This is a genomic window from Pseudomonas caspiana (assembly GCF_040224095.2).
In the GTDB taxonomy this organism is placed as follows: domain Bacteria; phylum Pseudomonadota; class Gammaproteobacteria; order Pseudomonadales; family Pseudomonadaceae; genus Aquipseudomonas; species Aquipseudomonas caspiana.
This window is the reverse complement of sequence record NZ_CP167995.1, coordinates 6259930-6281453: the sequence shown is the minus strand read 5'-3', so window position 1 is coordinate 6281453 and position 21524 is coordinate 6259930. Positions and strand designations below refer to the sequence as shown.

Below are 21524 nucleotides of genomic sequence, written 5' to 3'. Positions count from 1 at the left end.
TAGCCGCGAACTGGCCGATATCCAGGCCTGCCCGGATGGCATTCATGCTGTTCAACTGTTGCGAGACGCGGGCGTCAAGCCTTCTTTCAAAACATACAGCCATGCAATTCAGGCTGTATCGGCTTCGCCGGCAGAGGTCTGGATTTTACTACGTGCTGTTCACGACCTGTCAGATCTTAATGTGCCCTGGCTAGCTTGATTGCAAACCGCACCCCACCTTCGACGTTTTTTACGTGAACCTCGCCCCCCATCTTTTTTACATACTGCTTGGCAACGAACAACCCTAAACCCTGATGTTCACCGTCCGAGTCACGACTGCTCACGCCGTACTCGAAAATTTCGTCAATCAAATAAGACGGGATCTGTGGCCCCTGATTACCCACCTCGATTAGAACCCAGTTTGAGTCGGCGAACACTTTGAGGGTGATTTCCGTGCCATTACTTCGGAACTCTTTGGCATTATTCAAGATTGCGGTCAGTGATGCTTCCAGCATGTCGCCGTCGGCACTGACATACAACGAGCCGGAAGAATAAGCAAAGGTAATCCCATCACTGGATTCGGCGGCATTTTCCAGATACTCAACCACGTTTTCTTTGGTGAGGTGACCACGAGATGCGCTAATCGCTTCCTTGGGGCCAAGCGACTTTTCCGAGCTCGGCGACGTAGAGTTACCGGAGAGCATTTTTAAGGCATAGGACATTCGCTTAAGGCTCTTGGCACTGGGATCGTCGGGTTTATTGTGGCGTATCAGCAGCTCTTGCAATGGGGACTTGATTTCATGGCCAATGGCGCGAAGGATATCGCTTTCATTCTTGGCGTACTCCAGCGCCTCACGCCCATATGTGGTAATAGACTTGTGCAAATCTTCAATGCTGGCCCATAGTACGCCCACTTCGTCATGCTGGTTTAAGATCATATACGGCAACTTGAAATCATCCGCATCCGAGTAACGCCCCCGCATATAGATAGTGTTACGCCTGACCTTGTTCAGAGGTGCCAGAACATAGTGGTGAATTGCGAAACCACTTATCACCAGGAGAGTGCCGAGGATGGCTGCAAACGCCAAAATTGCTTTTGCTGCAGCGCTCCACCCGCCTAATACCAAGGCAGGGTTTCCGCTCAACTCTATCCTGCCGCCGTTGGAGAGTACGAGGGCTTTCTGAGTAGCAATCGAAGGCGTCACCAGCTCAACGACCCTGTTGGCCAAGCGTGCCAGCGCAGAGCGGCTTTCATTGCGGCCTCCGTGGTTACCGGCAAACACCTCGATAGGCTCACTTCCTGGAGAAGAAATGAAGCGAAGGCTTTCTCCCGGTGACAAGTACTGCGACATTGACTCAAAAGAGAATACAGGTCGCTCGTTGGTTTCTAGGCCATTCATGAGTATCTGGCCTTGCCCGTCACCGATAGGTCCAAGCAATTTCAACGCGACTCTCGCCTGAGAAATGTCTTCAGGAGGCCAGATCATCTGCGTATCCGGCGCTTCGAGGTAAGCATATAAGGGTAATTGGATAATGAACTCGTAGCTGCTGACCGCTCCTTCAGGGGTCAGGTGAGCCAGAATACGACCCTTGATATCGCGCTCACGGGTAAAATCATCTGCCCCTTGCTTGGTGGTTTTGAAACCGGCAATGCTCCATGCTGGAGAGAACAGCTTGGCGGTCGAAGCATCCGCTCGTCGCACCGGATCGAAGGTAGCAACAAAGTGGCTGGTGCGACCCCGTGCGGTCACCGCCACGCTGAAGTGGTGGGCCTTGAAGGGGGATTTCGCATAGGTCGGTGAAGTCAGCTCACTGTCGACATGAAACGTACCGCGAAGATACACCAGTGCACCATAATCGCGATTTTCTAACACCCCAGCGCATAGTTGATCGCGTGAATCCTTCAGGGTTTTGAAGCTGCAGCCTAGAAGCGGCTTGAGATCTTCGACATGTCCAGGTATGACATTGATAAATTCAAGAGGCAATTTTGCCACGGGTATACCGTGCCCATCTGAAGACTGCTCTCCGAAGTTAGAAAATGCAATGTTACCATCCAAACTTTCGAACTCAGCCGCGACGCGTTGTAACGTTCTCTGAATCGCTGCCTGGTATTGCTGTGCTACTGAAACATAGCTGAACCGCAACACTGCAATTGTGCCAAAAAAAACCAGCAAGACCATTCCGGCCATAATGCCCACGATCAACACCCGAGCCTTGGCTCGGTAAAGATTTTCTTTTAACTTGCTTAAGGATTGACGCAGTCTTGCCATTGCACACCTTTCATCCTGATTACTACGACATGATCCGGCGATTCACCCACCTCCTCTAAAGCGTCACGAATATTCTTAACATGCTGACGGATAGCTTCAGGGTTACGGCCTGATTTCACCAACTCGAAAAAATCGGCATATGGGACATAAGAGCCTCGGCGTTCGTAGAGCCGCCAGAGAATATTCTTGGCCGTCTGAGGGATATTCAGCGCTTTATTCTTGAAGCGCATTCTCGTCGTGGATTGGTCGTATGTAATAAGCGCTTCCTTGTCCTCCATACTCGGCCCATTCTGGGCCCTTAGCACACGAACTACCAGTTCGACAAACTCTTGACCGTCCGGAGGAATGGGTTTCTCCATATAATCCCAAACATCCAGTTGGCGCATGACACCACGATACAATGAAGCATCAAGTCCGGAGACCACTATGACCGGTGACTTGTGGTTACTTATATTTGTTCGCAGTATTCCAACACCAGCGTTTTTTTCCGGCAGCAACTCGATATCCAAGACGATTAAGCTAAAGGTTGTTTCTACAATCGCCTTCTCGGCGCTTTCTCTATCAAAAAACTGATGAACTTCAATGTCCTTGCCAATGCTCTTGCAAAATCCAGCAAGGGCATTATTCGTGTCAGGAGAGTCTTCAATTATCGCAATTTTTTTCATGCTTATTACCTCGTGCGCATAATGGGCTAGGGTATCAGCTCTACAACCACCAGAGCTCAGCATCAACGTGAGACTTTGCTCACGTTTGAGGCTGAAAACTTGCATTGGCTAGTAAAAACCTCGCAAAGCAGTGGAGAAACAAGCGCCCGATAATGGATCCAATTGTTGGCGCCTAGCCCACTAACGACTCCTTGCGTAGCCTTTAGTTCAAGCCAATCACGGCCCACAACATGCGCGATTACCGCGCTTGTTCATTAATTCACAACTGATCCGAGGTTCACATGGCTGCACATTATGAGATTTTCCGCTCCCCCCAGAACAACCAGTATTACTTTCACTTGAAAGCGCCGAATGGCGAAATCATCCTAGCCAGCGAGGGGTATCTCCAGAAATCCGGCTGCGAGAACGGGATTGCTTCCTGCAAAACGCATTCGCCGTACGATCAGTACTACGATAAACGCGTTGCACAGAACCTGCGCCCTTATTTCGTACTGCGTGCTGCGAATAATCAGATCATCGGCACCAGCCAGACCTACAGCTCGGCATACGCCCGCGACCAGGGGATCGTCGCAGTAAAAACATATGGCTCGACTGCCACCACCATTGATCTGACCTAATGCTCTGAACGGGCCGCATCATCGCTAGCGGCCCTTCGACTCCTCCAATTACATTTCTGTCTGGAGCCAATCATGACTAACTTCACCGTGTCGTATGACCTCATAAAAAACAAGGACTACAAGCTACTGATCGATGAACTCAAACTTCTCGGGGCGCATCGCTCGCAAGAGTCCTTTTGGCTGATGGCCTATAACGGCACCGCAAAAGGCTTGCATGACCACCTCAGGAATTTCATGGATGGCGACGACAAACTCTGGGTATCCGAGCTGACACGCAACCATCACTACGCCCAAGCCAACAGTGGCACCAATGCTTGGATCGCGCAGAACCCGTCTGCCCGCTAGTTAACTGCGGATTGCGGTTGTGGCGGCAACAAGCCTCGACGGATCGAGGCTATGGGCGCTCTATACGTCAGCCCGCTGAAGTCGCAACGGTTCGAGTTCTAGTGGTGTAAAGAGATTGACTGATCGGCCCACGCGACACCCATACCCGTCGCAAAGTCATTCGGGTTGTCTTCTCAATATGTTGGATCGCGGGAGAAAAGACGTTCGCAAGTCTGCGCTACGTCTGGGGTTTCTGAATCAACAGTCGTCTGCGCGCCGACCGTGCCAGTTGCATCTATTTCGATATAGTTGCATCTATTGCTAAATGTCACACCGCGCGCCCGACCGGGCAACTAATGTCCGCGCCGCCACTGGCCAGCATTGAAACCGTCCTGCAATACCTGAGGGCATAAGCCACACGCGACTGGCGCCCCATCCCTTAAGCAGTTGCAAATTGTGCAGCGCTTTAACACAATGCGACTCATTATCATTTACACCGCGCTGGGATGGCGCGCCGCAATGCCTTCTCATCACGCCACTCTGCGCACGCTTTACATCGATCATCACGGCTGGCTCAACACCTGGCTGCGCAGCAAGCTGGGCAATGCAGCCGATGCGGCGGATCTGGCGCAGGATACTTTTGTCCGGCTGCTCAATCGCCACGAACTGCTTGAGCTGAAAGCACCTCGTGCGTTTCTGCGCACCGTTGCCAAAGGGATCGTCATCGATCATTGGCGACGCGAGGAGCTGGAGCGCGCCTATCTTGAAGCCATCGCTCATTTACCCTGCAACGAGTCACCTTCGCCCGAGTCCCGGGAGCTGGTTTTCGAGTTGCTGGAAAGCATTGCGAAGATGCTGGATGGCTTGAAACCGAAGGTCCGCCAGGCTTTTCTGCTGGCTCAATGCGACGGCATGCCCTACAAGCAGATCGCCGAACGAATGGGCGTGTCGGTGCGCTCTGTAGAACGCTATGTCGCCGACGCGTTGTATCACTGCTATCTGTTGCGGTATCCAGCGTGAGCGGCGTATCTGCTCCTGCGCGCTCGCGAGAACCCTCGCCGCAGGTCGTGAAACAGGCGATCCAGTGGTCGATGCGCCTCAACAGCGGAGGGCACAACCCACAATTGCGCGAGCAATGTGAGCGGTGGCGTGTCGCACATGCCGATCACGAATGCGCTTGGCAGCGTATCCAGGCCCTGAACGGCGAACTCAACAGTCGCTTTCAGCATCTGCCCGCCCCAGGCGCAGCCATCGAAGCGCTGGAAAACAGCGCACAACGACTGAGCCGCAGACAAACCCTGAAACTGCTGTCAGGCCTGGTCGTGGTGGGTTCAAGTGCGTGGCTGTCGCGAGAGGCCGTGCCTTGGCAACAATGGAGCGCTGATTTCGCGACCAGCGTCGGGCAGCGTGAGCGCTTTCAGCTCAGCGACGGCTCAAGCCTGCAATTGAACACCGACAGCGCGGTGGATCAGAACTTCAACGCCGAACGCCGCCTGATTACTCTGAATCGGGGTGAAATTCTTCTGGGGTGCGGTGCCGATGTCCAAAGCCCGACCCACAGACCGCTATTAGTGCAAAGTCGCCACGGGTTGTTCGAGGGCATCAACGGACGCTTCGTCGTCAGGCAGTATCCGGACCAGACGCGTATCAGTGTGCTTGAAGGGCAGTCGATCATTCGCTCGCCCGCCGCATCTCCCATCACTGTGAGCGCCGGGCAGCATTACCTGGTGTCGACTCGCGAAGCGGTTCAATTGCCCACGCTCAACATGGACGCTGGCGCCTGGAGCGAAGGTCTGATCGTGACGCGAAACATGCGCCTTAGAGACTTCCTCACCGAGGTCGGGGCTTACCGCCACGGTCATCTGGGCTGCGCTGACGATATTGCCGACCTGCGTCTTTCCGGTGTATTTCGGCTGGAAAACACCGACAAACTGCTCACGGTTGTTACCCAGACGTTGCCTGTCCAGCTCAGGTATCGCACGCGCTGGTGGGTCACGTTGCAGCGCCAAGCATGAAATTTGAAATTTTTTGGCGGGTTTTGCCTACAGGTCCGGCTTAGAGATCAGCCCCTCTGTTCTCTTCACTGACTTTACGGAATCGCCCATGACCCGGCCCCTAGATAAACCGCAATCAAGCCTGCAAAACGTCGCCGTTGACGCGCGCGCAACACACCTCGCCACAGCGGTGCGCGCGACATTGATATGCGTGGCTTTGGGCACTGCCGCGTTGCCTTTAGCGGTTCACGCTCAAGACGGTGCGGTGGCGATCGGCGCTGTGCGCAGCTATTCCATCGCCGCCGGCCCCTTGGGCGAAGCCTTGAACCAGTTCGCCCGGCAAGCGGGTATCACCTTGGCCGCCACGCCAGCTCAAACTGCCGGCAAGCAATCGCCGGGCCTGCAAGGCAGCTATGCCCCGGATCAGGCGCTAAGCATCTTGCTTGGCAGTAACAGCCTGCAAGCTGTCACAGAGGATGGCAGCAGTTACGTGCTGCGCGAAACGGCGGGTGAAGTACTGGCATTACCCAGCACCGACATTCGCGGCTTCGCACTGGGCAACGCCCTAGGCAGCATGGAAGGCTACAACGCGACCCACAGCCAGATCGCCACCAAGACCAGCACGTCGGTGCTTGAAACGTCGCAGTCTGTGTCGGTGGTCACCCGCCAGCAAATGGATGATCAAGGCTCACAAACCGTATCGCAGGCCATGCGTTACACGCCGGGCGTGTTGACCAACCCTTACGGCGCGACCCATCGCTACGACTATGTAGCCTTGCGCGGCTTCAACGACGGCTCTGTGGATAACATTTACCTGGACGGCCTCAAGTCCATGGGCGATAGCGGCACCTACAGCACGATGCAGGTTGATCCGTACTTTCTGGAGCGGGTCGACATCCTGAAAGGTCCTTCTTCAGTGCTGTACGGCCGCAGTTCGCCGGGTGGTCTGGTGGCATTAACCAGCAAAAAACCGTTGTTTGAGCCGTACCATCAGGTTCAGGCCACCGTCGGCACGCAAGGACAACGCGGCATGGGGTTCGATTTCAGCGGGCCTGTGGATGAAGACAAGCGCATCGCTTATCGCCTGACCGGGCTTGTGGATAAGTCAGACACGCAATTCGATCACGTCGAAGAGAAGCGCTACGCGCTGGCGCCGACCGTCAGCATCGACTTCAGCGAAGACACATCGCTGACCCTGCAAGCCTATCTGCAACGCGACCCGGAAGGCGGCTATCACGGCGGCGTACCGGCCAGTGGCACGCTGCGCAAGCGTAACGGGCAACGTATCTCCGAGCACTTCTTCGATGGCGAGCCTGGAGTCGATGGCTTCAGTCGCGATCAACAATCCTTCGGCTACCAGTTCGAGCACCGCTTCAACGATGTGTTTACCGCCAGACAGAACTTCCGTTATCTGGACTCGAAGGTGAAGAACGATCAGATCTACGCCTACGACTGGACGACGCCCACCAGCAACGAGCTGACGCGCTATTACTCAGGTGGTGACGAGCGGCTGCACGCGTTCATCGTCGATAACATGTTGCAGGCTGAGTTCTTCACCGGTTCGGCCAAGCACACGGCGTTGCTCGGTGTTGACTACCAGCGACGCAAGACCGTGGTGGACTGGACCAGTGGTTCGGTCGCATCGCTCAATGGCTTCGATCCGGTTTATGGCAATTCGGCGATCAGTTACTTCAGCCCGACCAGCTACGTACGCCGTCTGGAGCAGACCGGCGTTTATGCACAGGACTTGATCGAGCTGGATAAATGGCGCTTCTCGCTGGGCCTGCGTCAGGACTGGGTGGAAACCTCGGACGAGAACCGACTGGCAGAAGCCGGGCGGCCAGAGGGCACCGAAATCAGTGATCGACGCACCAAGCTCACCGGCCGGGCAGGTGTGCTGTATCTGTTCGATAACGGTATTGCGCCGTACGTGAGCTATTCAGAGTCGTTTAACCCGAACTCGTACGCCGACAGTGATGGCAACCCTCTGGCGCCAACAGACGGCACTCAATGGGAAGCAGGCATCAAGTACCAGCCACCCGGAACGGACAACCTGTTTACCGCCTCGGTATTCCGGATTGATCAGGAGAATCTGGCTTCCAAACTGCCGCAAGAGAATTTCTATCGCCCTATTGGCGCGGTACGCTCCCAGGGTCTGGAGCTGGAAGCGCACGTGCAGTTAACCGACAACTTCAAAGTGTTGGGCGGCTACACATTGACCGACATCGAATACTCCAAATCGATGATCAGCACGTTGAGCACGCCCACCAACGTCATCGAGAACAAAGGCAACTCACCGACACAAGCTCCTAAACACATGGCGTCGGTCTGGGGCGACTACGCCTTCAACAGCGGTGCGCTGGATGGCTTGCGTCTGGGCGCAGGGGTGCGCTACGTCGGCTACAGCTGGGCAGATGCTGAAAACATCCTGAAGGTGCCGTCCTACACACTGTTCGACGCTTCAGTCGGCTATGACCTGAGCAAAGTCGGGCTTAAAGGCGTCGACGTACGGGTTAACGCGAACAACCTGACCAACGAATCTTACGTCGCGTCCTGTGCAAGCCTGAGCTACTGCTATTTGGGTGAGGAGCGCAACGTCAGCGCCACGGTCAGCTACACCTTCTAACCGGTCGCTAGCCTGTTCCCACCCAGGGAACAGGCCTAGCTACGGGGCAACGGCAGCGCCGTCGTGTATTTCAACTGCTCCATGGCGAAGCTGGAGGTAATGGTCGAAAGGCCTTCAGTGCTGCTGATCAGCTTTTTGTAAAAGCGGTCGTAAGCGGCCATGTCGCTGACGACCAGTCGCAGCATGTAGTCCCATTCGCCCGCCATTCGGTAGAACTCCATGACCTCTTCGTACTGCATGACGGTTTGGGCAAATTGCTCAAGCCACTGAGTGTCATGGCGCTGGGTCTTGAGCTGGACGAAAACCGACAACCCCAGCCCCAGCTTTTCCGGATCAAGAAGCGCAACTCTGGATTTGATGTACCCGGCCTCTTCGAGCTTTTTGACTCGCTTCCAGCAGGGCGTTGTTGAGAGGTTGACGGCTTCAGCAAGGTCTTTGAGCACGATAGAGGCATCACGCTGCAAAATACTGAGGATATGGCGATCAAGACTGTCCATTTTTCAATTCAGTCCTTTGGGAGAATATTTTTCTATATAAGAAGCTAAACAATAGAACAAAAAGAAATCCTTTTTCCCAGCATTCAGTAACATTTGCCATCAAGAATAGATGTGATTTTGCTGAGGCGCAGAAGAGATGAATGACTGGATTCGTACCGCGATCAAAACCCTCAACTGCGATCAGCAGCGCTCGGCCGATACGCACATGCTCAAGCTTGATGTTCCGGCACTGAACGGTATCGATATCTACATCAAAGACGAAAGTACTCACCCCAGCGGTAGCTTGAAGCATCGTCTGGCGCGCTCGTTATTTCTTCATGCAATCTGTAGCGGCAAGATTCGCCAAGGCACGCATGTAGTGGAGGCCTCTTCCGGCAGCACTGCAGTATCGGAGGCGTATTTCGCAAAACTGCTGGGGCTGCCTTTTACCGCAGTCATGCCGCGTCATACCGCGAGCAAGAAAATCCAGCAGGTTGAGCTGCTTGGCGGGCGCTGCCACTTTGTGGAGCAGTCCTGCGACATGTATCCCGAAGCTGAACGTCTGGCCCAGGTCGACAACGGCCATTACATGGATCAGTTCACCTACGCCGAACGGGCTACAGACTGGCGCGGCAATAACAACATCGCCGACAGCATCTTTGATCAGTTGAGTGGAGAAGAACATCCCATTCCGACGGCTATTGTGATGAGCGCAGGAACGGGCGGCACGTCATCGACTATCGGTCGGTTCATTCGCTACAAGGGCCATGCCACCAAACTGATCGTCGTAGACCCGGAGAATTCGGTGTTCTACGACAGCTACCGCAGCGGTGAGACCAGCCTGACCAGCCTCAAGGGCAGCCGCATCGAGGGCATTGGACGGCCGAGGGTAGAGGCGTCGTTTCTGCCGGGCGTGATTGACGACATGTTGCAAATCCCCGATGCAGCGAGCATTGCCACACTCGGCTGGCTGGAAAAGCTGATCGGCAAGAAGCCCGGTGGCTCTACCGGGACAAACGTATGGGGCGCGCTGACGGTAGCGCTACAAATGCAGGAGCAGGGCCTGAAAGGCTCAGTGGTGACGTTGATGTGCGACAGCGGCGAGCGCTATCTGGACACCTATTACGACCCGCAATGGGTCGAGCGCACCATCGGTGATCTTTCGCCGTATACGAAACGGCTGGAGCGGTTGTTGATTGCAAGGTGAGGCAGATGCCAGAAGGGGATGCACCATTTTGTGTCCGCAGGAATGTCCTTTTAATACTGACACCACCCTGTCATGCGGAAAGCAAATCCCTGTGGGAGCGAGGCTTGCCCGCGATATAGACGCCTCGGTACTCAGGTAGACCGCGTTATCATTTATCGCGAGCAAGCTCGGCTCCCACAGGGATGATCGATATCTGTGGGGAGGATTGCCCGCGATGAAGGCGCCGCGGTTTATCAGAAACCCGCGTCATCGTTCATCGTCGGAATGCCGCCCAGACCAAGCTTGGCTCCCACAAAACCGTCGCATGTCAGCTCTACTCACCCACAGGCGGATTCGACTTCGCTTCCATCTCTGCAACTTTCACCTCAAGCGCTTCAAGGCGGGCACGGGTGCGGGCGAGGACGGCCATCTGGCTGTCGAATTCTTCCCGGCTGACCAGATCCAGTTTGCTGAAGCCGCTTTGCAGCAGGGCTTTGAACTGGGTTTCAAATTCGTTACGCGGGATCGGCGTTTCGCCATTGAACAAGCGCGAGGCGTGGCCGCTCAGGGCATCGAGGAAAGCTTTGGGCGCGAGCATGTCTACCTCCGGTTTCAGATGGGCGGCAGTGTAGCACGGAGCGTCTATAGTCATTTCCAGCGGCATCGGGCGCACGATAATGGCGCACCAGCGCGTGCACGAACGCACTTTAGTTGTGCGCCAATACGCTTCACAGGGAGGCTCAGGTGCCTGAAACAGGGATCAAGGGCCTGTATTCAATGAAAATTCACGAGATGGCAAGCTTTCTGCTTAGTCGCTGATGACCCATGCACTGATGCAGTCGTGTTGACGAATACAGTGCGGCAGGCGGAGCGGGGAATGTTTCGTCAAAAGCGGTTTTCTGGGGTTGGTCGGACCTCCTTCAGGCGACCGATGCGTTACAAAGCCAGGCACTGCGCTTAGACTTGAGTCGGGTTTGTTTTCCTGGGGCAAGTCCACCAATTCGGGAGAAAGTTTCATGAAGCTAGTCACTGCCATCATCAAGCCGTTCAAATTGGACGACGTGCGCGAGTCGCTGTCCGAAATCGGCGTGCAGGGCATCACCGTTACTGAAGTCAAAGGCTTCGGACGTCAGAAAGGCCACACCGAGTTGTATCGCGGTGCGGAATACGTAGTCGACTTCCTTCCCAAGGTGAAGATCGATGTTGCTATTGACGATAAGGATCTGGATCGCGTTATCGAGGCGATAACCAAAGCAGCCAACACCGGCAAGATTGGTGACGGCAAGATCTTTGTTGTGAATCTGGAACAGGCCATTCGCATCCGTACCGGCGAAACCGATACCGACGCAATCTAAGCCGCCAACCCAACGCCCCAGGAGAAAACAATATGACTCTGCGTCAATTCGCAGGGCTAGGAGCCCTGTTGTCCCTCGTAACCCCTGGCTTGGCCATGGCGGCAGACGAAGTGGCAGCCCCAGTCCTCAACTCAGGCGACACCGCCTGGATGCTGACTGCAACAGCCTTGGTGCTGTTCATGACCATCCCCGGCCTCGCGCTGTTCTACGGCGGTATGGTCCGTTCTAAAAACATTCTTTCCGTGATGATGCAGTGCTTCGCTATCACTGGTTTGATCAGCATCCTGTGGGTCGTTTACGGCTACAGCATTGCGTTCGACACCACTGGTATGGAAGAAGGCGTCGTCAACTTCAACTCGTTCTTCGGCGGCATGGGCAAAGCGTTCCTGGCAGGTGTGACACCTGCGAGCATCACTGGCGCTGCGGCTCTGTTCCCTGAAGCGGTGTTCATCACCTTCCAGATGACCTTCGCGATCATCACTCCAGCCCTGATCGTCGGTGCTTTCGCAGAACGCATGAAGTTCTCCGCAATGCTGATCTTTATGGCTATCTGGTTCACCCTGGTCTACGCGCCAATCGCGCACATGGTCTGGGGCGGCGTCGGTGGCTTGATGTGGGACTGGGGAGTCCTGGATTTCGCAGGCGGCACCGTTGTTCACATCAACGCTGGTGTGGCTGGCCTGGTGGCGTGTCTGGTACTTGGCAAGCGTAAAGGCTTCCCTACCACTCCAATGGCACCGCACAACCTGGGTTACACCCTGGTCGGCGCAGCAATGCTCTGGATTGGCTGGTTCGGCTTCAACGCCGGTTCCGCCGCAGCTGCCAACGGCACTGCAGGCATGGCCATGCTGGTTACTCAGATCGCGACCGCCGCTGCTGCACTGAGCTGGATGTTCGCTGAGTGGCTGACTCACGGCAAACCAAGCGCGCTGGGTATCGCTTCGGGTGTTGTTGCGGGTCTGGTGGCTATCACTCCGGCTGCCGGTACTGTTGGCCCGATGGGCGCTTTGATCATCGGTCTGGCGGCAGGCGTTATCTGCTTCTTCTGCGCCACCAGCCTCAAGCGCAAGCTGGGCTACGACGACTCCCTGGACGCTTTCGGCGTGCACGGCATCGGCGGCATCGTCGGCGCAATCCTGACCGGCGTATTCGCAGCCCCTGCTCTGGGCGGCTTCGGTACTGTGACTGACATCGCGGCTCAGGTCTGGATTCAGTTCAAAGGCGTGGCGTTCACCGTGGTTTACACAGCGATCGTGACCTTCATCATTCTCAAGGTGCTGGACGCGGTCATGGGCCTGCGTGTCACCGAAGAGGAAGAAGCTGTCGGCCTCGACCTTGCGCAACACAACGAGCGTGGCTACAACTTGTAAGCCACTGTAAAAAAATGCCCGGTTTACCGGGCATTTTTTTGTCTGGAGTTTGTCGATAGATTGCCCGGCAAAGCGTTTGGCCAGATACTCAGGCCGCTTTGCAAGGGGCATTCCTGACAGTTTGCAGAGTTCCTCGCCACGTTGGCGAGCAAGCGTCGATGGCTTACAGAAAAGACGGATTATTGCGCGCTTTGCTTTTTCTACCAGCGCGTTAGAATGCGCGCCGAATGTGCGGAGAACTGTATGTGGCAACAGACCAGAATTACCCTGCGGGCCAAGCCACGCGGGTTTCATCTGGTAACCGACGAAATTCTTGCAGGCTTGCCGGAGCTGCGGGGGTGCCGAGTCGGGTTGTTGCATTTGTGGCTGCAGCACACCTCGGCGTCGTTGACCGTCAACGAGAACGCTGACCCGGCTGTACGTCGTGACTTCGAGCGCTTTTTCAACCGTCTGGTGCCACAAGGCACCCACGGCTTTGAACATGAGGACGAAGGCCCTGACGACCTGCCGGCGCATTTCAAGGCCAGTTTGCTAGGCTGCCAGTTGGTTTTGCCGGTCTCGGCGGTTCGATTGGCCTTAGGCACCTGGCAAGGTGTTTATCTGGGTGAGCACCGTGATGCTGGCGGTGCTCGCAACGTCCTGGCCACCCTTCAGGGTGAACAGGCATAACCGCTGTTTTGCAGCGGATGTTGAATTTTTTCCGGCAGCATTCGAAAACGTGCACAGCTGGGCTATAACTAATCTGCTTTCGCAAGTCATGAGGTAGAACATGAGCGACGATGACAACGACGATCTGGTTGATGATCTGGAAGGTGAAGAGGACGGTGAGGAGCTTGCAGCTGCTCCCGAAGACGATGGTGCTGAAGCCGATGACGGTGCGGAAGCTTCGGTAACGCCGACCAAAGGCAAGGCCAAGGCCGCTGTCTCGGTTGATGAACTGCCTAGCGTTGAAGCCAAAAACAAAGAGCGTGACGCTCTGGCTCGCGCCATGGAAGAGTTCCTCGCCCGTGGTGGCAAGGTGCAGGAAGTGGAGGCCAACGTGGTCGCCGATCCGCCCAAGAAGCCGGACAACAAATACGGTAGCCGCCCTATCTAAGGGTGTGATGCCGGATAAGAAAAAGCCCGCTGTCGCTGCGGGCTTTTTTTTGGCAAAAATCTGGCTGCGGGCTCAGGCCTGAGCAGCCCAAGCAAGACCGATGATGACTGTGGGAGCTGGGCAAGCCCAGCTCCCAAAATTCATCACCAGCCGCCACATCATCTATGCCCAGCGACTCAATACCTCCGGCAGCTGCGTCAGGCTGCTGATCTCGGCGTCAGGCAGTTTGTCGCCTTCCCACGGCTTACCAGCCGGGTTGTACCAGATCGCTCGCATACCGGCTTGCTGAGCGCCTGCGATGTCGTCGCCAGGGTGATCGCCGATGTGCACCGCAGCGCCCGCATCGACGTCGGCGCGCTTGAGTGCTTCCACGAACGGAGCAGGGTCAGGCTTGCCGATGCCCAGGTCTTCAGCACACAGCGCAAAGGCGAAATAATCGGCCAGCCCCAGGCGACGCACATCGGCATTGCCGTTGGTGATCACTCCCAGGGTGAAGGTCCTGGCCAGAATCTCCAGCGTCGGATGGACCTCCGGGAAGATCTCGACCTGATGGCGGCCATGCAGGAATACTTCAAACGCCTGATCAGCCAGCGCCCCAGCTTCAACCGAGGGGTAACCGGCGTCTTCTAGCGCATGGAACAGAACGCGCCGCCGCAGGGCGCTGATGCGGTACTTGAAAGTGGGGTCGGCTTCTACCAGACGCGCACGAATTTCCCCCAAATGCTCGACTGGTACCGGACCAAGCTTTGGCGCATTTGCCGCGAGCCATTCGCGCAGGATGGCCTCTGCGCCGACGATGGCCGGTGCGGTATGCCACAAGGTGTCATCCAGATCGAAGGTGATCAGCTTAATCATGGTCAGAACCTTTGCGTTTAGCCCGCGGATGGGCGCTGTCGTAGACCGACGCCAAATGCTGGAAATCCAGATGGGTGTAGATCTGCGTGGTTTTGATGTCGGCATGGCCGAGCAATTCCTGAACAGCGCGCAGATCCTGGGAAGATTCGAGCAAGTGGCTAGCGAAAGAGTGACGCAACATGTGCGGGTGCAGGTTCTGCCCTAATTCGCGCTCGCCGGCGGCCTTGACCCGCTTCTGGATAGCACGCGGCCCTAAACGTCGACCTTGCTGGCTGATGAACACAGCGTCATCTTCAGGGTTAGCCAGGGCACGCAGTGCAATCCACGCCTGCAGCGCCTCACGGGCCTTCCTGCCCACTGGCAGGACTCGGGTCTTGCTGCCTTTACCCAAGACTTGCACCAGACCTTCGCTCAGGTCCAGTTGCTCCATGTTCAAGCCGGTCAGCTCGGACAAACGCAGCCCTGATGAATAGAACAACTCCAGAATCGCCTGATCGCGATGGGCAAGGAAGTCATCTTCAACACCCCCGTCCAGCAATTGCAGAGCGCGATCCGTATCCAGGGTTTTCGGCAGGCGTCGTTCGCCTTTGGGCGGCGACAGGCCGTTGGCCGGGTCATGCTCGCAGATGCCTTCGCGATTGAGGTAGTGATAGAGCCCACGCACCGCTGACAGCAGACGCGAAAGGCTGCGCGAGGATTGCCCTTGCTGATGCTGGCGGGCAATCAGGCTGCGCAGGTGCTGAATGTCCAGCGCAGCCCAACTGTTGAGTTGCTGCTTCTCGCAATACGCCAAAACCTTGTTGAGGTCGCGGCGATAAGCTTCGAGTGTATGGGGCGACACTTGGCGCTCACTGCGCAAATGTGTGCAGTAAGCGTCCAGCTGTCGTTCCATCACTAGCGAACCGAGCGTAAGGAGTGGGTGAAGCGCGGCAACAGACGGCTGAGCACATCGGCGATGTAGTTGAGGAACAGGGTGCCGACCGAGCTTTTGTAGTGTTGCGGATCGCGACTGCCGATGGCCAACACGCCATGCAGGCCAAGATGGCTAAGAGTCGCAACAGCGGTTGAACCGACTTCCTTGCCCTGCTCAGCGCCAAACAGGAAGGTCAGCTCATGCTCACGCAACGCGCCGCACACTGTCTTGTCGCCAATCAGCCCACCAATCGCTTTTTGCGCATCGGCGCTGCTGACCCAACGGCCAACCGGCATTGCGCTGTCGCTGAACAGGATCAAGCTGACGAAGGGCACCTGGAAGTCCTGACGGAGGCTGTCTTCAACAGCGATCACAATCTCTTCGAGACTGCTGGCGTCCATCAATGCAAGATTAAGGCGGCGGGTCTTCTCGAACAGCCGGTCGTTATCGCGGGCAACGTCCATCAGTTGTGACAGACGATGGCGCATCTCGATGTTGCGCTCGCGCAGCAGCTTGAGCTGGCGTTCAACCAGCGAAACAGTGTCGCCGCGCTGATGCGGGATACGCATCGACACCAGTAACTCGTCGTGCTCGGCAAAGAAATCCGGGCGTTCAAGCAGGTAAGCGATGATCGCCTCTGCTTCAAGATTTGGCGCTGCGTTATCGACCGGCGATTCGCTAGGCTTGTCGGTTGAAGTCTGAGGCTTGTCAGTCATCGCGTTTGCTCACTCATAGACGAACTTGGCCTTCATATACCCGGACAGCGGGGCCGGTCATCAAAACCGGATGACCGGGGCCTGCCCATTCGATCGACAGACGACCACCGGGCAGATCGATCAGCAGTGGCGAATCCATCCAGCCCTGGCTGATAGCCGCAACGGCTGCCGCGCACGCGCCGGTGCCACAGGCCTGGGTTTCCCCGGCTCCGCGCTCCCAGACGCGCAACTGCGCCCGCTGACGATCGACAACGTAGAGAAAGCCAACGTTGACCCGCGCCGGAAAGCGCGGATGGTGTTCAATTTTCGGACCCAGCTCATGCACCGGGGCACCGTTGATGTCGTCCACGCGCAATACCGCATGCGGGTTACCCATGGAAACAGCCGCCAGTTCCACCGTTTGCCCGTCGACATCAAGGCTATAGCTCAACGCCTGCTCGGCGGCCTGGAACGGGATGTCCGCCGGCACCAGCCGTGGTGGCCCCATATCGACGCTGATCTGGCCGTCGTTGCGGATTTCCAGCTCGATGATGCCGCTCTTGGTTTCGACCTTGATCAGGCGCTTGGCGGTCAGGCGCTTGTCCAGTACAAAACGGGCAAAGCAGCGCGCACCGTTGCCACACTGCTCAACCTCGGAGCCATCGGAGTTGAAAATCCGATAGCGGAAATCGACATCCGGGTTAGTCGGCGTTTCAACCAGCAATAGCTGATCGAAACCGACACCGGTATGCCGATCACCCCATTGTTTGGCATGTTTGGGCAAAATATGCGCGTGCTGGCTGACCAGGTCCAAAACCATGAAGTCGTTGCCCAGGCCGTGCATCTTGGTAAAACGCAGCAGCATGGGTTACTCCGGCAGCAGGCTTTCGCCAGCAAACAGCTCGGCAACGGTCTCGCGGCGGCGTACTTCGTAAGCCTGCGAGCCGTCGACCAACACTTCGGCGGTACGGCCGCGGGTGTTGTAGTTCGAGCTCATGACAAAACCATAGGCACCGGCCGAATGCACGGCCAGCAGATCACCTTCAGCCAGAGCCAGTTCGCGACCCTTGGCGAGGAAGTCGCCGGTTTCGCAGATCGGGCCGACGATGTCGTAGGCGCGAGGCGCGCTGTCACGCGGGCGAACGGCAGTCACGTCCATCCAGGCTTGATACAGCGCCGGACGGATCAGGTCGTTCATCGCCGCATCGACGATGGCGAAATCCTTGTGCTCAGTGTGCTTGAGGTATTCGACCTGAGTCAGCAGTACCCCTGCATTGGCGACGATAAAGCGGCCGGGTTCGAAAACCAGTGACAGGTCACGACCTTCCAGACGCTCACGAACGGCCTTGATGTAATCAGAAGCCAGCGGTGGCTCCTCATCGCGATAGCGCACGCCAAGACCGCCACCCAGATCGATGTGGCTCAGCAGGATGCCGCAATCGCCCAGACGATCCACCAGGGCCAGCAGGCGATCCAGCGCGTCAATGAACGGCTCAAGCGTGGTCAGTTGCGAGCCGATGTGGCAATCGACACCGACGACTTCCAGGTTAGGCAGCTGTGCAGCGCGGACGTAAACGTCTTCGGCGTCAGCAATGGCAATACCGAACTTGTTTTCTTTGAGGCCAGTGGAGATGTACGGATGCGTGCCCGCGTCGACATCCGGATTGACGCGCAGCGAGATCGGCGCGCGAACGCCCATTTCGGCAGCAACAATCTGCAGGCGCTCAAGCTCATCGGTGGACTCGACGTTGAAGCAGTGCACGCCCACTTCCAGCGCGCGACGCATGTCATCACGGGTCTTGCCGACACCGGAGAAAACAATCTTGTCGGGACGGCCGCCAGCAGCGAGTACACGTTCCAGCTCGCCACGGGACACGATGTCGAAGCCCGAACCCAGACGCGCCAGAACGTTGAGCACGCCCAGGTTGGAGTTGGCTTTGACAGCGAAGCAGACCAGATGCGGCATACCGTTCAGGGCATCAGCGTAGGCGTTGTATTGCGCTTCGATGTGAGCGCGGGAGTAGACGTAAGTCGGCGTGCCGAAACGCTCGGCAATGGCAGACAACGCTACTCCTTCCGCGAACAGCTCACCGTCGCGGTAGTTGAAGGCGTCCATGGAATTCCCTTAAAGATGCTTGTGCGATTGCGACTTGGCTTGATCGTCGGAAGACTTCTGGTCATCCGGCAGGTACAACGGGCCCTTTTGGCCACAGGCGGTAACAAGACAAGCGACCGCGACAAGCGCAGCAAGCGAAGAGATCAGGCGCTTCATGGCGAAATCCTTTGTAAAAGCATTAATTGCGCCCGAGTATACCGGCCACCCAGCGGCTTGCCTACGTAGCCGGGTTCCCGTCCGGCGGGGCTTTGACGCTACGCTAGCGTTTTATGACAGGCAGGGCGAATTATTGGCGTCTGTGTTGCTCGTTGGGCGGGTAAGCTTTGCATTTGCCTTTAAGCGACCGTATCTTGCGTCGCTGCGCCAACAGCCGACACTTTTTGAGGTTCCCCCTGATGAGTTTGACCGAAGCCCGTTTTCACGATCTGGTCGATGCAACCCAGCAAAATCTGGAAGATATTTTCGATGACAGCGGCCTGGACGTGGACATTGAAAACTCGGCCGGCGTGCTGACCATCAAATTCGAAAATGGCACTCAGCTCATTTTCAGTCGGCAGGAACCCCTGCGGCAGCTCTGGCTGGCAGCGCGTTCCGGCGGTTTTCACTTCGACTATGACGAAGAAGAGAAGCGCTGGAGCTGCGATACCAGCGATGAGCTGTTGAGCGAAATGCTTAAGCGCTTCACGCTGGAGCAGGCTGGCGTCGAACTCGACTTCGACGAGATTTGATCGTGACGACTGCCGCCGTACGCCCGCCCAAGCCGCTGTACAGTAACGTCAGCCCGGCTGTGCCGTCGCCTTGCATCAGCCTGTGCCGTCTGGATGAGCAGAAGGTCTGCCGGGGCTGCTTCCGCCATGTCGAAGACATCCGTGAGTGGCGCTCGGCGGACGACAACCGTCGCCGGCAGATTCGCGCCAGCGCGGACGAGCGCCGTGCAGCCGCTGATTCAAATCCTGCGCCCGACGCTTAGGAACGCTGGTGGGTTGTGTATCCCTCACGCTGTGTTAGTGTCCAGACATGCTTCATCGATGAAGCCCTTCAAAACCCCGCCACTTCAGGCGGGGTTTTGTTTTATGCAGCGCAGAAAAGGAGCCTGCCAACATGTCGACACAACCTTCCATCATCCTGACCCGGCTGGACGTGCAGCGTCTTGAACAGTTGATCGAGAGCCTTGAGGACAACACTCCCGGCCTAGAAGCCCTGCAAGCCGAACTGGACCGCGCCGAGCAAGTGGTCAGCCACGAAGAAGTGCCCGCCGGTGTTGTGACCATGAATTCAAAGGTGCATTGCCGCGAAGAAGTCAGCGGCAAGGATTACCACCTGAAACTCGTTTACCCGAAAGATGCTGGCAACGAAGGCACAGTGTCCATCCTCGCCCCGGTCGGTTCAGCATTGCTGGGCCTGCAGGTCGGCCAGCACATCGACTGGCCCGCGCCGGGCGGCAAGACCCTCAAGCTGACCCTGCTGGCGGTGGAGTATCAGCCGGAGGCGGCGGGGGAGTATTTGTAAGCTTCGGACCCGTTCGAAAATCTGCACCGCCCTGTGGAATGCTTTTCTGTAGGAGCTGACGAGCACCGCGAGGCTGCGATTGCGGTGTATCAGACAGAAAGCCATCGCAGCCTCGCGGTGCTCGTCAGCTCCTACAGGTTTGTGCTTGCCGCGCGACGGGGCTCCCAGAAAATTAAGCCCTGTGCAAAGTCGCCAGAAAACCAGCCGCGCCCACAAACAGACCGGCAAAGGTGCGGTTCATGCGGCGTTGCTGTTTTGGGGTCTTGAGCGCGCGCAGCACCCTTGAGGCCAGCCCGGTGTAGCCAGCCATAACAATCATGTCCACGGTCACCATGGTTGCCCCGATAGTCAGGTACTGAGCAAGCAGCGGTGCGTTCGGGTCGATGAACTGCGGCAGGATTGCGAGCATGAACACCAGCGCCTTGGGGTTACTGATGTTCACCAGAAAGCCGCGTGCGATCAGCGCCAGCGGCTTACCGATAGGGCGAATGGTCGAGTCTTCGGACAGATCGGCAGGCAGTGCCCGCCATTGTTTGATACCCAGATACACCAGATATGCCACACCAAACCATTTGATCAGAGTGAAGGCCATGTCCGAGGCAGCGAGCACAGCGCCGAGGCCTGCGGCGACAATCGCGATCTGTGCAGCCAGTGCGATTTGCAGGCCCAGGGCGTTCCAGTAGCCGCGCCAGAAGCCATAACGCAAGCCGCTGGACATCGACGCAATAGCGCCTGCACCTGGCGAAAGACTGATCACCCAACAAGCAGCAAAAAAAGCCAGCCATGTATCGAAAGACATCACACACCTCGGACAAACACCAATGCCCGATAAGCTATTAGCTTCTCGGGCAGTTGACTAGGTTCAGCAGGGGTTGCCGCGAAATTAATTTTCCGGCGTTTTATCGACCGCAATGGTCGGGAAGCCGTCCGTACCGCGCCAACGGCGCACCGACTTCTGGAAAAACTGGCTATTGGGGACCTGCACCAGCGCGCCACCGGCCTCGGGAGGCTCGATCAGCGTGGTGAACATCAGATTGATTTCCAGTACTCGGCCTTTGACGCCCGGCTTGTCGAGGGTATCGACCAGCTCGACCACATCGCCAATTCGAAACGGGCCGATGGTGTAGATCAAAACGGCGCAGAGCAGGTTGGACAACACACTCCACATAGCGAAGAACGCCACGGCGGCAACCGCGACGAAGCCTGAGAGCGCGGTCCACAACACGGTCGCAGAAACGCCGAGCTGACCCAGCACGATCACGAACGCACTGCCCATGATGAACCAGCGCAAACCGCCGCGCAGTGGCAGCAGCAACTCAGGCGGCAACGGATAACGCTCGCCGAGACGGGTGAGAAAGCGCCCAACCAACCGCTGTGCCATGTAACCAGCGACCAGGATCAACAGGATCTGCAACCCCAGCCAGATCGGCTCCACCCAATGCGGCGGAACCAGTGATCCAAATGCGTCCATCAATCCC

The 21524-nt window shown here is 56.8% G+C and carries 25 protein-coding genes; 13 read left to right on the top strand and 12 right to left on the bottom strand.

Annotation, left to right across the window (positions count from 1 at the left end; genetic code table 11):
* Positions 1–176 precede the first annotated feature (176 nt).
* Both ABRP31_RS28355 and ABRP31_RS28350 read right to left on the bottom strand, forming a co-directional pair.
* Positions 177–2249, bottom strand: coding sequence for a HAMP domain-containing sensor histidine kinase (locus tag ABRP31_RS28355; RefSeq protein ID WP_349971282.1), 2073 nt, complete (start codon positions 2247–2249; stop codon positions 177–179).
* A complete protein-coding gene (locus ABRP31_RS28350; protein WP_349971281.1) occupies positions 2225–2914 on the bottom strand; it encodes a response regulator in 690 nt (229 codons plus the stop codon). Before ABRP31_RS28350 ends, ABRP31_RS28355 begins: the two co-directional genes overlap by 25 nt.
* A gap of 281 nt (positions 2915–3195) precedes the next feature.
* Between ABRP31_RS28350 and ABRP31_RS28345 the strand changes: the two genes are divergently transcribed.
* From ABRP31_RS28345 to ABRP31_RS28325, 5 genes are all read left to right on the top strand, one after another.
* The gene (locus ABRP31_RS28345; protein ID WP_349971280.1) at positions 3196–3531 is read left to right on the top strand and encodes a YegP family protein; all 336 of its coding nucleotides are present in this window, start codon (positions 3196–3198) and stop codon (positions 3529–3531) included.
* A gap of 72 nt (positions 3532–3603) precedes the next feature.
* Positions 3604–3876, top strand: coding sequence for a hypothetical protein (locus ABRP31_RS28340; RefSeq protein ID WP_349971279.1), 273 nt, complete (start codon positions 3604–3606; stop codon positions 3874–3876).
* Positions 3877–4374: 498 nt separating this feature from the next.
* Entirely contained in the window at positions 4375–4875 is a 501-nt protein-coding gene (locus tag ABRP31_RS28335; protein WP_349971278.1) for a sigma-70 family RNA polymerase sigma factor, read from the top strand.
* Positions 4872–5870 carry a FecR family protein gene (locus tag ABRP31_RS28330; protein WP_349971277.1) on the top strand — a complete coding sequence of 333 codons (999 nt, stop codon included), beginning with the start codon at positions 4872–4874 and terminating at the stop codon, positions 5868–5870. The genes ABRP31_RS28335 and ABRP31_RS28330 overlap by 4 nt, the downstream gene beginning before the upstream one ends.
* Before the next feature lie 88 nt (positions 5871–5958).
* Positions 5959–8475 carry a TonB-dependent siderophore receptor gene (locus tag ABRP31_RS28325; RefSeq protein WP_349971276.1) on the top strand — a complete coding sequence of 839 codons (2517 nt, stop codon included), beginning with the start codon at positions 5959–5961 and terminating at the stop codon, positions 8473–8475.
* 35 nt (positions 8476–8510) lie between these two features.
* Here ABRP31_RS28325 and ABRP31_RS28320 read toward each other — a convergent pair whose 3' ends face one another.
* The gene (locus ABRP31_RS28320; RefSeq protein WP_087271576.1) at positions 8511–8972 is read right to left on the bottom strand and encodes an Lrp/AsnC family transcriptional regulator; all 462 of its coding nucleotides are present in this window, start codon (positions 8970–8972) and stop codon (positions 8511–8513) included.
* Between the two features lie 136 nt (positions 8973–9108).
* Here ABRP31_RS28320 and ABRP31_RS28315 point away from each other — a divergent pair, with 136 nt between their 5' ends.
* Positions 9109–10158: a PLP-dependent cysteine synthase family protein gene (locus ABRP31_RS28315; protein WP_349971274.1), complete on the top strand. Its 1050-nt coding sequence runs from the start codon at positions 9109–9111 to the stop codon at positions 10156–10158.
* Positions 10159–10471: 313 nt separating this feature from the next.
* On the opposite strand, the gene ABRP31_RS28310 is transcribed toward ABRP31_RS28315, so the two are convergent.
* Positions 10472–10735: an accessory factor UbiK family protein gene (locus ABRP31_RS28310; protein WP_349971273.1), complete on the bottom strand. Its 264-nt coding sequence runs from the start codon at positions 10733–10735 to the stop codon at positions 10472–10474.
* A 418-nt stretch (positions 10736–11153) separates the two neighbouring features.
* Here ABRP31_RS28310 and glnK point away from each other — a divergent pair, with 418 nt between their 5' ends.
* The 4 genes from glnK to sutA all read left to right on the top strand — a co-directional run bounded on the left by glnK (position 11154) and on the right by sutA (position 13958).
* Complete coding sequence (glnK, locus tag ABRP31_RS28305; protein ID WP_002555808.1) at positions 11154–11492, top strand: P-II family nitrogen regulator; 339 nt, start codon at positions 11154–11156, stop codon at positions 11490–11492.
* Between the two features lie 32 nt (positions 11493–11524).
* Entirely contained in the window at positions 11525–12862 is a 1338-nt protein-coding gene (locus ABRP31_RS28300; RefSeq protein ID WP_087271566.1) for an ammonium transporter, read from the top strand.
* A gap of 243 nt (positions 12863–13105) precedes the next feature.
* Positions 13106–13531 (top strand): secondary thiamine-phosphate synthase enzyme YjbQ, encoded by a 426-nt coding sequence (locus ABRP31_RS28295; protein WP_349971272.1) that lies wholly within the window; start codon positions 13106–13108, stop codon positions 13529–13531.
* Positions 13532–13631: 100 nt separating this feature from the next.
* Positions 13632–13958, top strand: a complete 327-nt coding sequence (gene sutA, locus ABRP31_RS28290; protein WP_087271561.1) for a transcriptional regulator SutA — start codon at positions 13632–13634, stop codon at positions 13956–13958.
* A gap of 162 nt (positions 13959–14120) precedes the next feature.
* Here sutA and ABRP31_RS28285 read toward each other — a convergent pair whose 3' ends face one another.
* From ABRP31_RS28285 to ABRP31_RS28260, 6 genes are read right to left on the bottom strand one after another with little or no spacing between them, the layout of a single operon-like run.
* Complete coding sequence (locus ABRP31_RS28285; RefSeq protein ID WP_349971271.1) at positions 14121–14813, bottom strand: HAD family hydrolase; 693 nt, start codon at positions 14811–14813, stop codon at positions 14121–14123.
* The gene (xerC, locus tag ABRP31_RS28280) at positions 14806–15705 is read right to left on the bottom strand and encodes a tyrosine recombinase XerC (RefSeq protein ID WP_087271556.1); all 900 of its coding nucleotides are present in this window, start codon (positions 15703–15705) and stop codon (positions 14806–14808) included. Before xerC ends, ABRP31_RS28285 begins: the two co-directional genes overlap by 8 nt.
* A gap of 2 nt (positions 15706–15707) precedes the next feature.
* Positions 15708–16442, bottom strand: a complete 735-nt coding sequence (locus ABRP31_RS28275) for a DUF484 family protein (protein ID WP_087271553.1) — start codon at positions 16440–16442, stop codon at positions 15708–15710.
* 13 nt (positions 16443–16455) lie between these two features.
* Positions 16456–17286, bottom strand: a complete 831-nt coding sequence (gene dapF / locus ABRP31_RS28270; protein WP_349971270.1) for a diaminopimelate epimerase — start codon at positions 17284–17286, stop codon at positions 16456–16458.
* A 3-nt stretch (positions 17287–17289) separates the two neighbouring features.
* A complete protein-coding gene (gene lysA, locus ABRP31_RS28265; protein WP_349971269.1) occupies positions 17290–18537 on the bottom strand; it encodes a diaminopimelate decarboxylase in 1248 nt (415 codons plus the stop codon).
* A gap of 9 nt (positions 18538–18546) precedes the next feature.
* A complete protein-coding gene (locus tag ABRP31_RS28260; protein ID WP_049827215.1) occupies positions 18547–18693 on the bottom strand; it encodes a lipoprotein in 147 nt (48 codons plus the stop codon).
* A 239-nt stretch (positions 18694–18932) separates the two neighbouring features.
* On the opposite strand from ABRP31_RS28260, the gene cyaY reads away from it, so the two are divergent.
* The 3 genes from cyaY to rnk all read left to right on the top strand — a co-directional run bounded on the left by cyaY (position 18933) and on the right by rnk (position 20046).
* The gene (gene cyaY, locus ABRP31_RS28255; RefSeq protein ID WP_349971268.1) at positions 18933–19265 is read left to right on the top strand and encodes an iron donor protein CyaY; all 333 of its coding nucleotides are present in this window, start codon (positions 18933–18935) and stop codon (positions 19263–19265) included.
* Positions 19266–19267: 2 nt separating this feature from the next.
* Complete coding sequence (locus ABRP31_RS28250; protein ID WP_349971267.1) at positions 19268–19507, top strand: DUF1289 domain-containing protein; 240 nt, start codon at positions 19268–19270, stop codon at positions 19505–19507.
* A 131-nt stretch (positions 19508–19638) separates the two neighbouring features.
* Positions 19639–20046 (top strand): nucleoside diphosphate kinase regulator, encoded by a 408-nt coding sequence (rnk, locus tag ABRP31_RS28245; RefSeq protein ID WP_087271541.1) that lies wholly within the window; start codon positions 19639–19641, stop codon positions 20044–20046.
* Positions 20047–20218: 172 nt separating this feature from the next.
* Here the strand turns inward: rnk and ABRP31_RS28240 are convergent, their stop codons facing one another.
* Both ABRP31_RS28240 and ABRP31_RS28235 read right to left on the bottom strand, forming a co-directional pair.
* Positions 20219–20845, bottom strand: coding sequence for a LysE family transporter (locus ABRP31_RS28240; RefSeq protein WP_349971266.1), 627 nt, complete (start codon positions 20843–20845; stop codon positions 20219–20221).
* A gap of 84 nt (positions 20846–20929) precedes the next feature.
* Positions 20930–21517 (bottom strand): mechanosensitive ion channel family protein, encoded by a 588-nt coding sequence (locus ABRP31_RS28235; protein WP_349971265.1) that lies wholly within the window; start codon positions 21515–21517, stop codon positions 20930–20932.
* Between the last annotated feature and the right edge of the window lie 7 nt (positions 21518–21524).

Excerpts from the sequence above, each read along its gene's own strand:
- ABRP31_RS28310 (WP_349971273.1), bottom strand. The coding sequence starts at position 10,735 with ATGCTCGCGCCCAAAGCTTTCCTCGATGCCCTGAGCGGCCACGCCTCG.
- ABRP31_RS28355 (WP_349971282.1), bottom strand. The coding sequence starts at position 2,249 with ATGGCAAGACTGCGTCAATCCTTAAGCAAGTTAAAAGAAAATCTTTAC.
- lysA (WP_349971269.1), bottom strand. The coding sequence starts at position 18,537 with ATGGACGCCTTCAACTACCGCGACGGTGAGCTGTTCGCGGAAGGAGTA.
- sutA (WP_087271561.1), top strand. The coding sequence starts at position 13,632 with ATGAGCGACGATGACAACGACGATCTGGTTGATGATCTGGAAGGTGAA.
- ABRP31_RS28320 (WP_087271576.1), bottom strand. The coding sequence starts at position 8,972 with ATGGACAGTCTTGATCGCCATATCCTCAGTATTTTGCAGCGTGATGCC.
- ABRP31_RS28340 (WP_349971279.1), top strand. The coding sequence starts at position 3,604 with ATGACTAACTTCACCGTGTCGTATGACCTCATAAAAAACAAGGACTAC.
- ABRP31_RS28235 (WP_349971265.1), bottom strand. The coding sequence starts at position 21,517 with ATGGACGCATTTGGATCACTGGTTCCGCCGCATTGGGTGGAGCCGATC.
- cyaY (WP_349971268.1), top strand. The coding sequence starts at position 18,933 with ATGAGTTTGACCGAAGCCCGTTTTCACGATCTGGTCGATGCAACCCAG.
- ABRP31_RS28345 (WP_349971280.1), top strand. The coding sequence starts at position 3,196 with ATGGCTGCACATTATGAGATTTTCCGCTCCCCCCAGAACAACCAGTAT.
- rnk (WP_087271541.1), top strand. The coding sequence starts at position 19,639 with ATGTCGACACAACCTTCCATCATCCTGACCCGGCTGGACGTGCAGCGT.
- ABRP31_RS28295 (WP_349971272.1), top strand. The coding sequence starts at position 13,106 with ATGTGGCAACAGACCAGAATTACCCTGCGGGCCAAGCCACGCGGGTTT.
- glnK (WP_002555808.1), top strand. The coding sequence starts at position 11,154 with ATGAAGCTAGTCACTGCCATCATCAAGCCGTTCAAATTGGACGACGTG.
- ABRP31_RS28275 (WP_087271553.1), bottom strand. The coding sequence starts at position 16,442 with ATGACTGACAAGCCTCAGACTTCAACCGACAAGCCTAGCGAATCGCCG.
- xerC (WP_087271556.1), bottom strand. The coding sequence starts at position 15,705 with ATGGAACGACAGCTGGACGCTTACTGCACACATTTGCGCAGTGAGCGC.
- ABRP31_RS28300 (WP_087271566.1), top strand. The coding sequence starts at position 11,525 with ATGACTCTGCGTCAATTCGCAGGGCTAGGAGCCCTGTTGTCCCTCGTA.
- ABRP31_RS28335 (WP_349971278.1), top strand. The coding sequence starts at position 4,375 with ATGCCTTCTCATCACGCCACTCTGCGCACGCTTTACATCGATCATCAC.
- ABRP31_RS28315 (WP_349971274.1), top strand. The coding sequence starts at position 9,109 with ATGAATGACTGGATTCGTACCGCGATCAAAACCCTCAACTGCGATCAG.
- ABRP31_RS28350 (WP_349971281.1), bottom strand. The coding sequence starts at position 2,914 with ATGAAAAAAATTGCGATAATTGAAGACTCTCCTGACACGAATAATGCC.
- ABRP31_RS28260 (WP_049827215.1), bottom strand. The coding sequence starts at position 18,693 with ATGAAGCGCCTGATCTCTTCGCTTGCTGCGCTTGTCGCGGTCGCTTGT.
- ABRP31_RS28240 (WP_349971266.1), bottom strand. The coding sequence starts at position 20,845 with ATGTCTTTCGATACATGGCTGGCTTTTTTTGCTGCTTGTTGGGTGATC.
- dapF (WP_349971270.1), bottom strand. The coding sequence starts at position 17,286 with ATGCTGCTGCGTTTTACCAAGATGCACGGCCTGGGCAACGACTTCATG.
- ABRP31_RS28285 (WP_349971271.1), bottom strand. The coding sequence starts at position 14,813 with ATGATTAAGCTGATCACCTTCGATCTGGATGACACCTTGTGGCATACC.
- ABRP31_RS28325 (WP_349971276.1), top strand. The coding sequence starts at position 5,959 with ATGACCCGGCCCCTAGATAAACCGCAATCAAGCCTGCAAAACGTCGCC.